The organism is Pseudomonas sp. IPO3774, from assembly GCF_013386835.1.
Classification (GTDB): Bacteria; Pseudomonadota; Gammaproteobacteria; order Pseudomonadales; family Pseudomonadaceae; genus Aquipseudomonas.
Genome location: NZ_JACAQY010000034.1, coordinates 242,368 through 257,364 on the forward strand (window position 1 = coordinate 242,368; position 14,997 = coordinate 257,364).

General features: G+C 61.8%; 12 protein-coding genes. 7 read left to right on the forward strand and 5 right to left on the reverse strand.

Going from position 1 to position 14,997, the window contains the following annotated elements:
• Positions 1–47: 47 nt before the first annotated feature.
• Together HYE77_RS19225 and HYE77_RS19230 are read right to left on the reverse strand one after the other, a co-directional pair.
• A complete protein-coding gene (locus HYE77_RS19225) occupies positions 48–578 on the reverse strand; it encodes a bacterioferritin (protein WP_003217418.1) in 531 nt (176 codons plus the stop codon).
• Between the two features lie 98 nt (positions 579–676).
• Positions 677–1,588 carry a LysR substrate-binding domain-containing protein gene (locus HYE77_RS19230; RefSeq protein WP_177069136.1) on the reverse strand — a complete coding sequence of 304 codons (912 nt, stop codon included), beginning with the start codon at positions 1,586–1,588 and terminating at the stop codon, positions 677–679.
• 124 nt (positions 1,589–1,712) lie between these two features.
• Between HYE77_RS19230 and HYE77_RS19235 the strand changes: the two genes are divergently transcribed.
• Positions 1,713–2,354: an FMN-dependent NADH-azoreductase gene (locus HYE77_RS19235; protein ID WP_087693121.1), complete on the forward strand. Its 642-nt coding sequence runs from the start codon at positions 1,713–1,715 to the stop codon at positions 2,352–2,354.
• A gap of 1 nt (position 2,355) precedes the next feature.
• The gene (locus tag HYE77_RS19240; RefSeq protein WP_003217412.1) at positions 2,356–2,661 is read left to right on the forward strand and encodes a multidrug efflux SMR transporter; all 306 of its coding nucleotides are present in this window, start codon (positions 2,356–2,358) and stop codon (positions 2,659–2,661) included.
• Here the strand turns inward: HYE77_RS19240 and HYE77_RS19245 are convergent.
• Positions 2,654–3,550 carry a DMT family transporter gene (locus HYE77_RS19245; RefSeq protein ID WP_087693122.1) on the reverse strand — a complete coding sequence of 299 codons (897 nt, stop codon included), beginning with the start codon at positions 3,548–3,550 and terminating at the stop codon, positions 2,654–2,656. The two genes, HYE77_RS19240 and HYE77_RS19245, sit on opposite strands and share 8 nt — an antisense overlap.
• A 97-nt stretch (positions 3,551–3,647) precedes the next feature.
• Between HYE77_RS19245 and HYE77_RS19250 the strand changes: the two genes are divergently transcribed.
• The 3 genes from HYE77_RS19250 to HYE77_RS19260 all read left to right on the forward strand — a co-directional run bounded on the left by HYE77_RS19250 (position 3,648) and on the right by HYE77_RS19260 (position 6,020).
• Positions 3,648–4,442, forward strand: a complete 795-nt coding sequence (locus HYE77_RS19250; protein ID WP_177069137.1) for a helix-turn-helix transcriptional regulator — start codon at positions 3,648–3,650, stop codon at positions 4,440–4,442.
• A gap of 63 nt (positions 4,443–4,505) precedes the next feature.
• Positions 4,506–4,820 (forward strand): PsiF family protein, encoded by a 315-nt coding sequence (locus tag HYE77_RS19255; protein WP_177069138.1) that lies wholly within the window; start codon positions 4,506–4,508, stop codon positions 4,818–4,820.
• 186 nt (positions 4,821–5,006) lie between these two features.
• Positions 5,007–6,020, forward strand: a complete 1,014-nt coding sequence (locus tag HYE77_RS19260; protein ID WP_003217402.1) for an AI-2E family transporter — start codon at positions 5,007–5,009, stop codon at positions 6,018–6,020.
• 134 nt (positions 6,021–6,154) lie between these two features.
• On the opposite strand, the gene HYE77_RS19265 is transcribed toward HYE77_RS19260, so the two are convergent.
• Positions 6,155–7,423: an Hsp70 family protein gene (locus tag HYE77_RS19265; RefSeq protein WP_102605727.1), complete on the reverse strand. Its 1,269-nt coding sequence runs from the start codon at positions 7,421–7,423 to the stop codon at positions 6,155–6,157.
• 288 nt (positions 7,424–7,711) lie between these two features.
• Between HYE77_RS19265 and HYE77_RS19270 the strand changes: the two genes are divergently transcribed.
• Complete coding sequence (locus HYE77_RS19270) at positions 7,712–8,659, forward strand: DnaJ C-terminal domain-containing protein (RefSeq protein WP_003217399.1); 948 nt, start codon at positions 7,712–7,714, stop codon at positions 8,657–8,659.
• 2 nt (positions 8,660–8,661) lie between these two features.
• Positions 8,662–8,970, forward strand: a complete 309-nt coding sequence (locus tag HYE77_RS19275) for a chaperone modulator CbpM (protein WP_003217397.1) — start codon at positions 8,662–8,664, stop codon at positions 8,968–8,970.
• Positions 8,971–8,975: 5 nt separating this feature from the next.
• On the opposite strand, the gene HYE77_RS19280 is transcribed toward HYE77_RS19275, so the two are convergent.
• Positions 8,976–14,891, reverse strand: a complete 5,916-nt coding sequence (locus HYE77_RS19280; RefSeq protein ID WP_177069139.1) for an NEL-type E3 ubiquitin ligase domain-containing protein — start codon at positions 14,889–14,891, stop codon at positions 8,976–8,978.
• Positions 14,892–14,997: the final 106 nt, after the last annotated feature.

Sequence of the window (14,997 nt, forward strand, 5' to 3'; positions counted from 1 at the left end):
CGAGCAAGCCCGCTACCACATGGGTTTTGCGGTGTTAGCTGTGTTAGTTACAGGTCCTTCAGAATATCCGCCATGTCGTCGGCGTGTTCTTCTTCCTGGGCCAGGATGTCTTCGAAGATCCGGCGAGTGGTCGGGTCTTTGTCACCGATGTACTGGATGATTTCGCGATAGCTGTCTACCGCGATGCGCTCGGCCACCAGGTCTTCGTAGACCATCTCCTTCAGCGTATTGCCGGCCACGTACTGCGCGTGGGAATTCTTCGACAGCAGGTCGGGGTTGAACTCCGGCTCGCCACCCAACTGCACGATACGCTCGGCCAACTTGTCGGCGTGTTCGGCTTCCTGGGTGGCGTGCTCGAGGAACTCCTCGGCGGCGACATGCGCCTTGACGCCATTGGCCATGAAGTAGTGGCGCTTGTAGCGCAGCACGCACACCAGCTCGGTGGCCAGCGATTCGTTGAGCAGACGCAGGATTTCCTGGCGGTCGGCGTCATAACCTTCGGTCACGGCACCGTTTTCGACGTTCTTGCGGGCGCGGTCACGTAAAGTGGCTACGTCAGACAAATGTGAGTCAGTCATCTCATTCTCCTGGTACTAATCCGGTTTTGCGCCACGCTCTGCCGGCGTGATCGCTCCAAGTTGTGAGTCCCAGGCAACGCAAAAAGTTTTATCGGATTTTACAGAGCGTGCCCCGACAGCCGCGCTTCCTCCTGCAACCACTCAAAAAACGCCCGGACCGGCGGGTGCCGTTCCCGTCCCGGTACGCACAGGGCGCTGTAGCCGGCGCCGTTGACGCGGACCTGTGGCCGGTAAGGCACCAGCAACCCGCTGGCGACGCTTTCCGAGACCAGGATATTGCTCGCCAGCACCAGGCCCTGGCCGGCGATGGCCGCTTGCAGGGCGTAGTGTTCTTCGTCGTATTCGCGCAGCGGCGAAGCGGATTGCAACCAGTCTTCCCCGGCCTTTTCGCACCAGGCCTTCCAGCCCAGGGCGTACAGCCTGGAGTTATGCCAGCGCACGCTGATCAGGGTCGGGGTGCGCTCGCGCGCCAGGGCGACTTGTTCGGGGGAGCCATACACGGCGAAACATTCGTCGAACAGGCACAAACCGTAGAGGTTCGTGTAGTCGTCGATGCTGTAGCGGATCACCAGGTCGACGCTGGCATCCTGCTGTAAATCGACCACGGCGCAGTTGGTGTCCAGGCGCAGGCTGATATCCGGATGGGCGGCATAGAAGCGCCCGAGTCGCGGCACCAGCCACAGAGCGGCAAACGCCGGCGTAGTGGAGAGCGTGAGATTGCCGGCGCTGCGTTGCGGGCGCAGGGTGTCGACGCTTTGCGCGACGTCCAGCAAGGCGCCGTGCAGGCTGTGGAACAGGCGCTCGCCGCGTTCCGTCAGGCGCACCTGGCGCGGAAGGCGCTCGAACAGTGGCACGCCGAGCCAGGTTTCCAGGGAGCGAATCTGGTGGGATACCGCCGTCGGCGTGACCGACAACTCCTGGGCGGCGGCCTTGAAGCTCAACAGGCGCGAGGCCGATTCAAAGGCGCGCAGGGCGGTCAGGGGCAGCGAAGCAAACATGTGAGACTCCATGGATGAATTCAGTTCATCCAAAACAACTATTGCTCATTTGTGAGGGTGGCCGCTCGGCTCTAGATTTATGCGCAACAGAGGCAGCCATTCAGGTTGCCTGAGTCTAGCGTGTGAAGGCCTACAGATGAAAAAAATGCTTGCGATCCATTCCAGCCCCCGCGGCGAACGTTCCCACTCCCGGCGCCTTGCCGAGGTGTTCCTGGCTGCCTGGCACACCGCCAATCCCGACGCGCAGCTGACCCGCCGCGAAGTGGGCCGGGCGTCTATCCCCCACGTCAGCGAAGCGTTCATTGCCGCCAGCTTCCACCCGGAGCCGCAGGCGATGCCGTTGTCCATGCACGCCGATTTGCAACTGAGCAATGAGCTGGTAGCCGAGCTCGTCGAGCACGAACTGCTGGTGATTTCCGTACCGATGTACAACTTCGGGATTCCCAGCGGCCTCAAGGCCTGGATCGACCAGATCGTGCGCATGGGCCATACCGTGGACATCACCCAGGACAGCCAGGGCATCGCCCAGTACCAGCCGTTATTGTTGGGCAAAAAGGCCTTGATCATCACCAGTCGCGGCGGCAGCGGCTTTGGCCCGGGCGGGGAAAACGAGGCGATGAACCACGCCGATCCGCACTTGCGGACCGCGTTGGGGTTCATCGGCATTGAAGACGTCACGGTGATCGCCGCAGAAGGCGAAGAGTCCGACCCGAGCGTTTTCCGCCGTTCCTGCGATGCAGTCGAAGGGCAACTGCGCGACCTGGCCGGGAGCTTCTGAAGTGTCGTGGCTTTTCCTGCTGATCGCCGCCGGCTTTGAGGTGACCTTCGCCATGGGCATGAAGTACGCCGACGGCTTCACCCGGCTGTGGCCGTCGCTGGTCACCGTCGTCGCGGCCGTGGGCGGGATCTACTTCCTGACCCTGGCCATGCGTGAGTTGCCGGTGAGCGTGGCCTACCCGATCTGGACCGCCATTGGCTCACTGGGCACTGTGTTTCTCGGGTTCGCGTTGCTGGGGGAGAGCCTGACGCTGATCAAGCTGGTGTCGGTGGGCTTGATCGTCGCCGGAGTGGTGGGGCTCAAGTAGCTTCCTGCGCGCTGACATTGCTGCGAACCGGCGTCGTCCAGCGCTCCGACAAAATCACCCCGCCCAGGGTCAGCAAGCCGCCCACCAGGTGATACATCGCCAGTTGCTCTTTCAACACCACTGCGGCAATCAACGCGGTGATCAGCGGCAGCAGGTTGAAAAACAGCGTGGTGCGGCTTGGGCCGAGGGTCTTCACCGAATGCATCCAGGCCAGCGGCGCGAGCATCGAGGCCAGCAGGCAGGCGTACAGCACCAGCGGGATATTCGACCAGCCAAGGCCGGCCTTGTCGGAGAGCAGGAACAGCGGAAACAACACCACCACCGCCACCAGCACCTGCAGGTACAGCAACACCAGTGGCGGCAAGCGCAGCTGCCATTTTTTCAGCAGGGTGCTGTAGACCGCGTAGGCGAGGGTGGCCACCAGCATCATCGCGTCACCCATATTCAGCCCGTGTTGCAGCAGGGCGCTGAGACTACCGGCGGAAACCACCACTACCACGCCGGCAAACGACAGCACGGCACCGGTCAGGGCGCCGAAGGTCAGGCGCTGGCCAAGGCTGATGATTGCGGCAGTAAGAGCCATCAGTGGCATCAGCGAGAGGATGATGCCCATATTGGTGGCCGAGGTCAGGTTCGCGGCGTAATACGCCAGGCTCTGGTACACCGCCATGCCCAGCACGCCGAGGATGAAGATCTTGCCCAGGTTGGGACGAATCAGCGGCCAGTTGGCGATGACGGGTTTGAGCATGAACGGGGTAAACAGCAGGCCGGCCAGCAGCCAGCGGTAAAAACCGATCTCGGCAGGGAAAATCGTCCCCACCGCGAGTTTGTTGACCACGGTATTGCCGGCCCAGATAAAAATGGCCAGTAACGGATAAGCGTATTGCATCGAAAGGAACCAATTGCGTCTATGAGCGGTGATTATCCTTTGTCTGTATCGAAGCCTATACTTCGATCCAGCCATCCGACCTTTGTATCCAGACAACATGCTCAAGAAGTACATCAACCTTCCCGATTTTGACCAGTTGCCGGCCCCGGTGTATTTCCGTTATTCGGAATTCGAGGCTGACACCCATGCCAGTGCGCACCAGCATGCCTGGGGTTCCCTGGACTACTCGGCCCGTGGCGTGATGCGCTTTGAAGTGGCCGGCAGTCGCTTTATGTCGCCGCCGCAATATGCGGTATGGATCCCACCCAACACCCAGCACAGTTCCTACAACGCCCAGGCGATCGTTTACCGCTCGGTGTACCTGGCGCCCACGCTGTGCGAACAATTGCCGGCGCAGCCGTGCACCCTGACCATCAGCGATATCCTCAAGGCGATCCTCAGTGATTTCGCCGAGCGTGATGTCAACATTCCCGAGAACGACGCCGACGTGCGCCTGGCCCAGGTGCTGGTAGACCAGCTCAGGCAGGCGCCGGTGCACGATTGTTTCCTGCCGTATGCCAGCCATCCCGGGTTGCTCAGTGTGCTGGAGGGCATGCAGGCCGACCCTGGCGATAACCGCGCGCTGGCCCAGTGGGCGCAGCAGGTGCATGTCAGTGAGCGCACCCTGGCGCGGCTATTTGTGCGTGAGCTGGGGATGAGCTTCGGCGAATGGCGCCAACGCCTGCGGTTCCTGGCGTCGATCGAGGCGCTGGACAGCGCGCGCAGCGTCCAGGAAGTCGCGTTTGACCTGGGCTACAGCACGGCCTCGGCGTTTATCGCGATGTTCCAGCGCCAGGCCGGCTGCACGCCGGAGCAGTATCGCCGGACCCATATACGCGGCAGGAAGGTGTAACAGGGTTTGACTACACTGCTGGGGAGGCCGTGCCCCTCGGCACGGTAACAGGGAGAAAACTCCATGAAGATGCTGCGTATTCCGCTGTTGATGATGGGCCTGCTGCTGTGTTCCCAAGGCTTTGCCGCGACTGCCGCACAGACGGCTCAGCAACAAAAAATGACTACTTGCAACGCCGAAGCCAAGACCAGTGGCAAGACCGGAGATGATCGCAAGGCGTTCATGAGCAACTGCCTCAAGGCGGCCCCGGCGGCCAACGACGCCAAGACCCTGACCCCCCAGCAACAGAAGATGAAAGATTGCAACGCCACCGCGAAAAACCAGGCGCTGACCGGCGATGCGCGTAAAACCTTTATGAGCACCTGCCTGAAGAAATAATGATGCAGAACTCTGTGGGCGCTGGCTTGCCTAAGATTGCGACCTGACAGTCGATGCCTTTGTTGGCTGACCCACCGCCATCGCAGGCAAGCCAGCTCCCACATTGGACCGCGTTTAGACTTCTCGCTTGATTCACCCAACGCTGGCAGACTGCCCATCCTTTAACGCCGTTCGTTTTGAGGCTGTATGCCAACGTTTTCTCAGCGTCACGTGTTGTTGTTGGTCAGTTGCGTGCTGATTTTTGGCGGGCTGCTGCTGGTTTTGCCATTGAAGTTGCTGCCGAGCCTGCTGGCCGGGCTGCTGGTGTATGAGCTGGTCAACATGCTCACCCCGCAGTTGCAGCGGTTGATCGAAGGCCGGCGTGCGCGCTGGTTGGCGGTAGCCTTGCTGGGAACCTTAATCGTCAGCATCCTGACCCTGATCTTTGCCGGGGCCATCAGCTTCCTGCTGCACGAAGCGGAAAACCCGGGGGCCTCCCTCGATAAGTTCATGGGCGTGGTCGACCGTGCCCGCGGCCAGTTGCCGCCGTTCCTCGACGCCTACCTGCCGGCCAGCGCCGCCGAGTTCCGCGTGGCCATCGGCGAATGGCTGAGCAAACACCTCAGCGAACTGCAACTGGTGGGCAAAGACGCCGCGCACATGTTCGTGACCTTGTTGATCGGCATGGTGCTGGGGGCGATCATCGCCCTGCAACGGGTGCCGGACCTGACCAAGCGCAAACCCCTGGCGGCCGCGCTGTTTGATCGCCTGCACCTGCTGGTCCAGGCCTTTCGCAACATCGTTTTCGCGCAGATCAAGATCGCCGCGCTGAACACCGCGTTCACCGCGATCTTCCTCGCGGTGGTGCTGCCGCTGTGCGGGATCCACCTGCCGCTGACCAAGACCCTGATCGTGCTGACGTTCCTGCTGGGCCTGCTACCGGTGATCGGCAACCTGATGTCCAACACCCTGATCACCATCGTGGCCTTGTCGCTGTCGATCTGGGTGGCGGTGGCGGCGTTGGGCTACCTGATCGTGATCCACAAGGTCGAGTACTTCCTCAACGCGCGGATTGTCGGTGGGCAGATCAGTGCCAAGTCGTGGGAATTGTTGTTGGCGATGCTGGTGTTCGAAGCCGCGTTCGGCCTGCCGGGGGTGGTGGCGGGGCCGATTTATTATGCGTACTTGAAGAGTGAGTTGAAGCTGGCGGGGATGGTTTAGGCATTGATGTTGCCTGGACTGGCCCCTTCGCGAGCAAGCCCGCTCCCACATTTGACCGAGTTCCAACTTTGGAATGCAGCCGAATGTGGGAGCGGGCTTGCTCGCGAAGGGCGCGCCACGGTTTCAGCTAAAACTCAGTAGCCGTAGCGCTTGCTGGCCTCAATCGCCAGACCACTGCCAATACTGCCAAAGATGTTCCCTTCCACATGCTGCGCATTCGGCAGCATCGCCGAGATGCTGTGGCGCAGCGCCGGAATCCCGCTGGAACCCCCGGTAAAGAACACCGTGTCCACCTGGGCCACGTCCACCGAGGCGTCGTTGAGCAGTTGCGTCACCGCATTGCGCACCCGCTCCAGCAAGCCATCGATGGCCGACTCGAACAACGCCCGGCTCAATTCCACGCTCAACCCCGGCTCGACCCGGTCCAGCAGCACATGGCGGCTGTCCTGTTGGGTCAGCTGGATCTTGGTTTCTTCCACTTCCATCGCCAGCCAGTGCCCGGCGCGCTGCTCGATCAGGTTGAACAGGCGGTCGATGCCACCCGTGTCCTCGATGTCGTAGCGCATGCTGCCCAGCGCCAGCTTGGATTTCTGCGAGTACACCGAGTTGATGGTGTGCCAGGTCGCCAGGTTCATGTGGTGGCTGGTGGGCATATAAGCGCCGCTCTTCATGCGGCTGCCGTAGCCGAACAGCGGCATCATGCCGGCCAGCGAGAGCTGCTTGTCGAAGTCGGTACCGCCGATGTGCACACCGCCGGTGGCGAGGATGTCGTCGTGGCGGTTGTCGATCTGGCGGCGCTCGGGCGACAGGCGCACCAGGGAGAAGTCGGAGGTACCCCCGCCGATGTCGACAATCAGCACCAGCTCTTCTTTCTCGATGGTGGACTCGTAGTCGAAGGCCGCGGCAATCGGTTCGTACTGGAACGAGATGTCCTTGAAGCCGATCTTGCGGGCCACGTCCACCAGAGTGTTCTCGGCTTCCTGGTCGGCCATCGGGTCGTCGTCGACGAAAAATACCGGACGGCCCAGCACCACTTCTTCGAACTCACGCCCGGCGGTGGTCTCGGCGCGGCTCTTGAGTTGGCCGATAAACAGCGCCAGCAGGTCGGTGAACGGCATGGCCGTGCCCAATACACTGGTGTCGTGCTTGATCAGCTTGGAACCCAGCAGGCTCTTGAGCGAGCGCATCAGCCGGCCTTCGTAGTTTTCCAGGTACTCGTGCAGGGCCAGGCGACCGTAGACCGGGCGGCGTTCTTCGAAGTTGAAGAACACCACCGACGGCAGCGTGATCTTGTCGTCCTCCAGCGCGATAAGCGTTTCCATGCCGGGACGAATCCAGCCGACGGTGGAGTTGGACGTGCCGAAGTCGATACCGCAGGCACGGGCTGGGGATGGGTTTTTCATGTCAATCGGGTTCCGGTTGAAAAACGGCCGCGCAGTGTATGCCACCCGCGTGCAGATGCGTAGGCCGACTATCCGCTAAATACAACGCACTTGTTACCTTGAAAGCCCGGCCTTTGCCCCCAAATCCTCCCCATACGGTTGGTGGTTGCAGGATTCTGCCCGCAGCGCCGATAAACTTCTGACGCACCCTTCGGTCACAAGATTGAGATCGGTCAATCCAGACGCCGCAAACAGGCGCATGCTGTGACGCTGGCAGTGCGATATCGATAACGGACGGTGATACTCCCGATGGACTTCAAAGACTATTACAAGATTCTCGGCGTCGAGCCGACTGCCGACGACAAAACGATCAAGGCCGCCTATCGCAAGCTGGCGCGCAAATATCACCCGGACGTGAGCAAGGAAAAGGACGCCGAAGCCAAGTTCAAGGACGCGTCCGAAGCCTATGAAGCGCTGAAAAGCGCCGACAAACGCGCCGAATACGACGATCTGCGCAAATACGGCCAGCATGGCCAGCCGTTCCAGGGCCCGCCAGGCTGGCAGAGCCGTGGCGGCTACGGTGGCGGTGGCCAGGACACCGGCGACTTCTCGGACTTCTTCAGCTCGATCTTCGGTTCGCGCGGCAATGGTTTTGGTGGTGCCCAGGGCCGCAGTGCCGGGCGTCGAGGGCAAGATGTGGAAATGGAACTGCCGGTCTTCCTCGAAGAGACCCTGTCCAACGAGTCCAAGCAGGTCAACTTCCAGGTGCCGCAATACAACGCGGCCGGCCAACACGTCAGCAACACCACCAAGAGCCTGAACGTGAAGATCCCGGCCGGTGTGGCCGACGGCGAGCGCATCCGCCTCAAGGGCCAGGGCGCGCCGGGGATTGGCGGTGGTGCCAATGGTGATCTGTACTTGATCATCAAGTTCGCGCCACACCCTAAATTCGATGTGGAAGGTGAGAACCTGATCATCACCCTGCCACTGGCCCCGTGGGAGCTGGCGTTGGGCACGGAAGTGGCGGTGCCGACCCTCACCGGCAAGATCAACCTCAAGGTGCCGGCCGGCAGCCAGAACGGCCAGCGCATGCGCGCCAAGGGCCATGGCTTGTTGAACAAGGCCGGGCAGCGCGGTTACCTGTTTGTGCAACTCAAGGCGGTGATGCCGAAAAACACCGACGACGAGGTCAAGGCGTTGTGGCAGGAACTGGCACAAAAAGCCGCCTTCGATCCAAGAGAATCATGGAGTAGCTAACGATGAGCAGTCCCCGTTTGGTTCAAGTGAACATGGCAGAATTCTGTGAGGCCACCGACCTGTCGGTGGCCTACGTGATCGAAATCGTCGAGCACGGCATCGTTGAACCGGTGGGGACCAGTCCCGAGTCCTGGCGCTTCACCGATTATGAACTGGCCTTGGCCAAGCGCGCCTCGGCGCTGCAAAAGGACCTGGAGCTGGAATGGGAAGGCGTCGCCCTGGCGCTCGACCTGCTGGAGGAAGTCCAGCAACTGCGGGCCGAGAACCAGATGCTCAAGCAACGGCTGGGGCGGTTGGTGCAAACGCCCTGAATCCATCAGGTGATGCTGCAGCGCGCCTTGCACGGCACCCAGTCGCGCAGGGTCAGCGAGCGAATCAGTTGCGCCTCGTCCACGGCCAGTTGCAGTTGCACATTTTCAGCCTGGGTTGCGTATGCCTCATCACTGAGGGCGCCCGCATCGTGTTCCTCGGATAACGCATTCAAGCGCACGTCATGGGGCTCCCTCAGGACTCTGAACTCATCGTCATAATGGTTGCGAATAAAGGCCTGCCAGAATTCGCGGCCCAGCAGCGACTGTACGAGCTTCTTGGAGTTGTCCAGTTTTTCTATTGTGATGGCGGCATTATTCAGGATCTGCGGCGCTACCTGTCCCGTTGCGAGGTAGCGGGCATCGTTGGGCTGACCGGGCAGGCCGAGGCGGCGGGCCAGGCCCATGCGATAGGCCAGGCGAATTTCAATATCTTCCAGTTTTTCCAGGGCGGCGACTTTTTGTTCAGGGGTCATGGTCGACGTGCGAATCATGCCTTCTCGAACCCGAATGTCTGCGCTGGCTAATTTTTCCACCTCGTCCAGGCGAAAAAGACCTTTGGCCAAGGTGTAGAGTGCCGGTCCCGCCTCGCCATCGGCGGCATAGCGCGTGGCTTGCCACGTCAGCACCTTGGTCTCCATGTCACTGAACACCAGGGCCGACCGATCGCCGCAGCGCGGGTCACCCGCCAGGTTGAACAGCTCTTCACGCAAGCCATCGTCCCGGGCCGCATAGAGCAATTGCCACAGGCGCGATTGCAGGTCGGTATAGCGGCTGCGGTACTCCGCCGATTCTTTGAGGTTGTCGAGGATGTCGAGGAAGATCTGCGAACCGGGTTTCTCGGCAATCGACTCCCACAGGCTGCGTCGTGCGTCGATTTCCTCGGGTGACAGACCATCCATCCAGTGCTGGTATGCCGGCTCCGGTGTGTCGTCCACGATCTGTTCTTGAGGCGCGTGAACCTCGACTGTAGCGGGCTGTGGCGCCCGATAACGCATCGCGCCGGGCTGCCGGCCCGCTGCTGCCTCGCGGTGGAGCAAGGTTGCATTGCTCCAATACTCGACCAACTGCCTGCGGGCTTCGGTGCTCAGCGGGTTGCCGTCGATAAAGGTGACGTTGTTGACGTAGATGAATGCCTCGGCCTCCTCGGGCAGCGGGTTGACCAGGGACTCGGGCAACTGCGTGATGCGGTTCTGCGCCAGGTTAACGATGTCCAACGCCTGATGTGGCCCCAAGCCCTGCGGCCACTCGGTGATCCCGGTGTTTTTCAAATTCACCCTACGCAGGTTCGGCAGGGTTGCGAAGTTGGGGGTACGCGCCAGGGGGTTGCGGCTCAGATTGATGATCTTGAGTGAGGTGAGCCCCTCCAGCAGATCCACGTCGGCCTCGCTCAGGGAAAGTTGGTTGCTCCTGAGGTCCAGGCGGGTAAGCCGAGTCATCCGGGCAACGCTGGGCGGGATTGAACGCAACTCTCCGTACGACAGGTCGAGCCAACGGGTGTGACTGAAGTGGCCGAGAAACTCATCCAGGCCGTAAACGGATTGCATGCCCTGAAGCTTGATTGACCCAACGTGGCTGAAATCTGCTTCCAGCGCAGGCAAGTCGCCGACTCTCAAACCGAGTGCTTCAAGGGTGTAGCCGGCGGGAGAACCATCTTGGGCCAGCACTTTGGGAGTCATGCGCCGCCAGCACGCCTTGAGGTCTCGAGCGAATTGCTGGCGATGATTGGCATCCCCTGCACGCAGGTTTTCGCTGTCGGCAGCCACCAGGAACCGTTGTGTGGCCCAGGCGTTCAGTTGGGTGCTCAAGGTTTGCCACTCGCCTTCCAGGCGCGTCAGTTCAGCCGGCGCCCCGTCGCCTGCGTGCAATACGAATTGCTCGTTTTCCTCCTCGCTGTAGCCGGGAAACAGGTCCCTTATCCGCCGCATTTCGTCGGTGTGGCTCAAGGGTACTTCGAAGGCGCCAGGCTGGCCGCCGTTGCGCCAGCCCGGGCGAGTTTGTGCCAGGCGAGCGATGTACGCCCGCATCTGCTGATTGGCTTGTGGGGTGAATGGGTTGTCACGCAGGCGGGTCATGCGGTTGAAACGGATGCTGGCTTCCACTTTTTCGGGGGCTGGGTTGAGCAGGCTGTCGGGCACCGCGCTCAGGTGATTGCCGGACAGGTCGACTTCTCTCAGCTCCGGCAGTTCCAGCAGGCCTGCGGGCCACTGATTGATCCGGGTGTCACGCAGCTCCAGCTTTCGCAGTCGTAGCAGCGGGCTGAAATCCGGCAGGGTGCCCAAGGGGTTGTCGTTCAGGCACAGTTCTTCCAGGCGGCTCAGGCCGGCCAGTTGGCCGGCGCTGATTTCGCTCAGGCGGATGGCATTTTTCGACAGGTCCAGGTGCGTCAGCGCCTTTATGGCCGTGATTGCTTCGGGCAGTTCGGTCAGCGTGTGGCGTCCGATACCGCCGACTTGTTTGAGGGTCAAACGTTTCAGATTGGGGAAGTTGCCAAGGAACTGCCCGGGGCCGTCGCTGAAGCTCACGTAGTCGAGAACCAACTCCTCGACATGGCCAAAATCGGCGTTGAGTTTGGGCAGGTTCACCTGGGCGCTGATTTCCAGTCGGCGCCCGGTGTAGGCCCCGGCACGATCCACGGTCTGTCGGCGCCAGCAATCTCTCAACGCATCGGCCACTGACTGCTCCCGGCCTCCCGGGTTTACCTCAAATGGACGCCGGCTCGTATCTTCTCGGGCACTGCGATTCACCCAGTCCTTGAGTGCGCGTTTGAGGGCGGCGTATTGGTCTTCCCGGCGCGTCAACTCAGTGCGCGCATCGCTCCCGAGGGTCTCGATGAAGGCTGAGGCCTGCTCGTCGCTGAACCCCGGATACAGCTTGCGCACCCGCGTATGGGTGCTGCGCAATTGAGTAAGTTTGTGCAGCGGGGAGCCGCCCCGCAGGCGCAGGTCTCCTGCCAAGGGTTTGCGCAGCACCGGGTATTCCAGCAGCACCGAGCGCAGCTCGTCCCGGGCCAATGGCGTTTGCCGCACCCGTTGCTTCAAGGTGCCGGCGTCCCGTGCCGCCTCGCCAAGTGCTCGACGCTGGCCCTGTTCAAGGCGTGCCAGAACGGCGCCATACAGGTCGGTGGCGCCGAACGCTCCGTCTTCACCCATCGCCAGCACCAGCGGCGGTGCGTCGGCCTCTGGACCGACGGCGTCGATCAGTGGCCCCTGTTCGCTGCCCAAGCGGATTTCCACCCGCAGGCTCGGGTCCCAACCCGGCAAGCTGGGCAGGGTATGCAGGGCCAAGCGCAGGCTGTCCTGGCTCTGCAGGGTGTCGAGGAACAAGCCTTCATAGGCCCGTGCCATGCGCACTTGCTGCTGGCTTTCGCGCGCCAGGGCGGTGAGCCTTGGTGACAACTGCTGATGGCCACTCAGCGTGGTTAAATCCGCGTCCGTGGCGGTTTCCAGCAACTGCCTGGCAACCTCCGCCGGCAGGCCGGAAAACCTGTCCATGAGCTGCTGTACCGGGGGCGAGCGGTTCAGGTTATGGGCGCGATAATCCGCGTCGAACAGCGAGGTCCGACTGTCCCGGGCGGCCTGGGCAACTTCCCGGCGCCACAGCATCGTCTGTTCGTCCAGCACCCGGGGAGTCGGGTCGAGGACCGCCGGATAGGTCAAGCCTCGGTGCGCCACCACGCGCTCGGTGATCGCCGGGTCGGCCAGCGCATAATCCAGCGGGTCGTCACTGCCCATCTTCTCGATAAACGTCTCGATCCGCTGATGGATGCCAAAGCGCGCCAGGCTGTCGCTCAACAGGGCGGGCGGCGGTTGCAGGTCCACATGCAGTTGGCGCAGTTGATCGGCGCGAGTGCCACTGGCCAGGCGTGCCTGTTCCAGTTGTGCGTCGCTCAAGCCCCGGGTGCGACAACCCAGGCGGCGCATCAGCGCCGGGCCGTCCCAGGTCAGTGGTTCTTCGCCTTCATGCAGCCAGGCACCTGCGCCGTTATGCGCCACCTGCGGGGCATAAGCGTCGGAGCGTGTGGGGTGTTGTATGCGATAGGTGTCGCCGTCGGGCTCGGGTTTGACGGCATACAGTTGATCGTCGAGGGGCAGCAGCGGCTGCTGGTCGTGGCTGTGCAAGCCCAGGTCATCAAACGTGGCGTCCTTGGGCAATACGACGGGGCTGCGATAAGGCGTAAGGTCCGGCTTCCATAGCCGTAGCTCGCCACCTGGCAAACGAACCGGCTTGAGCCCTTGTACCAACGCGGGTGTAGGCGGTGCAGCGAGCTTTTGCAGGCCTTTCCCCGCGCCGGCCAGCAGCGCCATGGCGGCCAGGTTTTGGGCGACGTCGAACCAGTGCGCCTTGGCCGTATCACGGTCGCCTTCGCCCCAGTCGATCACACCTTCGAAGGTTTCGTAGAGCAATTGGCCCGCCATGGCGGCCAGCATGATTTCGCCGAGCACCGGGACGAACGCCAGTCCCAGGCCGAGCACGGTAGCGCCGGCCTCCAGCCAACGGGCGATTTTTTGCGCGCGCACCCGGGCGTCGACATCGGCGGTGGGCACTGCCTGGTCGCGCGCATCGCCGAGGGCCTTGTCGCGGCCATGCTCAAACAGGTTGGCCCACAGGTCGACGTTGTCAGCCCACAGGCCCTGTCTTGAGACCACCATCAGGTACAGGTCGGGAGCGCCCGTCTTCACCACCCTGCAGCCGGCTTTCGGGGGCGGAAGCGACTGGGGCATGACCGTCGTAGTCAATACCGGGAAGGCCAGTTGCAGCATCGTCTGGGTCACCGGCGAACGCGCTACTGCGTCGACGGCGGCGGTGGAGTCCGCAGCGGGTTCGGTAAACCGGTTGAAGAACGCCGGCTTGTCATGCTCATTGAGAAACTGGCTGAAAAAATGCTGGTAGCTCGTGGGCGTCGGGCGGTTGTTATTGCCGGATTCGCTTGGCGCTTTGTCGCGCGCCACCCACTGGCGGTTCAGTTCGGTTTTCAGCGCATCAAGGCTGTTGTAGCGCTTGAGCGGGTGCTCCGGATCGTGGGGCAGGTAGACGATGAAGTCGGTGGCATAGCGATATTTTTCCACCGGTGTAAACACCACGCTCCCCATGAGCGCGCGGTCCATCACGCTCAGGCAACTGAACCACACCGGCTTGCCGCCCAGCGTCGGGTTGCGTTCGCCGTCGACCACCTTGAGCACCATGGTGAAGTCATCCGGGAGAATGTCCTGCTTGAGCAGCGCCAGGTACGCCGCAGCCCTGAGGGCATCCTTCTGGCTGGTGATCACGGCGTCGCGCAACCGGGTGGCGGCCGTCTCGTCGGTGGGCAGTAATGTTTCCTTGAGGTGCGCCTGGTAGCGGGCACCCACGTCCAGCGTACGGCACAGCCTGATAAAGGCGGGTACGGTCAGCGCCGGGCTGATCCTGGGAGAGGCGCCTTCCCGGCCCGGGTATTGGGTGAACCCGGAGGCAGGATCGAATGCGCCGTCTTCACCTTCACTGGCTTCAAAGTTATGCAGGGCAGCCTGCACCAGCGACACCTCCAGTACTTTGTATTCGCCGGCCTTGATCCCCAGGGTGCCGAGCCTCAGCGGCTCATACAAACGAAGAGAGGTGCCTTCGACATCCACGGTGAGGTTGAATTGTTCTTTCAGCGCGCCGTTGAGCAGGCCTATGGCGAAGGGCTTGAGTGCCTGGACGTTGGCCAGGTGTTTATCCACCGCGTGTTGGGATTTGAAACTGGTTTCATTGAACGCCTTCAAGGTTCTTCGCTGCAGCGGCGACAAGCTGTCCATCCACTGCGCCTGTTCGAGCCTGGCCTGTTTCAACGCTTCTATGCGGTGGGCCGGCGCCTGTACCAGCCAGTCCGGAATGGCCTGGCGAATGAACGCACTGTTGTCGTCGGAAGATGAGAGGGGAGTAACGGAGGGGGCATCCTGCATGGGGGCATTCCTTTGGGTAAGCAAAGGAAAAAGGCTACTGAAAACCGCTGTGGATTAATAAGTCGAAAAGCCGCTGGATAGCACGCAATAGTTAACGCATCGGCCC

Bases quoted from the DNA above. Each gene is read 5' to 3' on its own strand.
- HYE77_RS19245 (WP_087693122.1), bottom strand. From the start codon at position 3,550: ATGCAATACGCTTATCCGTTACTGGCCATTTTTATCTGGGCCGGCAAT.
- HYE77_RS19250 (WP_177069137.1), top strand. From the start codon at position 3,648: ATGCTCAAGAAGTACATCAACCTTCCCGATTTTGACCAGTTGCCGGCC.
- HYE77_RS19280 (WP_177069139.1), bottom strand. From the start codon at position 14,891: ATGCAGGATGCCCCCTCCGTTACTCCCCTCTCATCTTCCGACGACAAC.
- HYE77_RS19270 (WP_003217399.1), top strand. From the start codon at position 7,712: ATGGACTTCAAAGACTATTACAAGATTCTCGGCGTCGAGCCGACTGCC.
- HYE77_RS19235 (WP_087693121.1), top strand. From the start codon at position 1,713: ATGAAAAAAATGCTTGCGATCCATTCCAGCCCCCGCGGCGAACGTTCC.
- HYE77_RS19265 (WP_102605727.1), bottom strand. From the start codon at position 7,423: ATGAAAAACCCATCCCCAGCCCGTGCCTGCGGTATCGACTTCGGCACG.
- HYE77_RS19260 (WP_003217402.1), top strand. From the start codon at position 5,007: ATGCCAACGTTTTCTCAGCGTCACGTGTTGTTGTTGGTCAGTTGCGTG.
- HYE77_RS19230 (WP_177069136.1), bottom strand. From the start codon at position 1,588: ATGGAGTCTCACATGTTTGCTTCGCTGCCCCTGACCGCCCTGCGCGCC.
- HYE77_RS19225 (WP_003217418.1), bottom strand. From the start codon at position 578: ATGACTGACTCACATTTGTCTGACGTAGCCACTTTACGTGACCGCGCC.
- HYE77_RS19275 (WP_003217397.1), top strand. From the start codon at position 8,662: ATGAGCAGTCCCCGTTTGGTTCAAGTGAACATGGCAGAATTCTGTGAG.
- HYE77_RS19255 (WP_177069138.1), top strand. From the start codon at position 4,506: ATGAAGATGCTGCGTATTCCGCTGTTGATGATGGGCCTGCTGCTGTGT.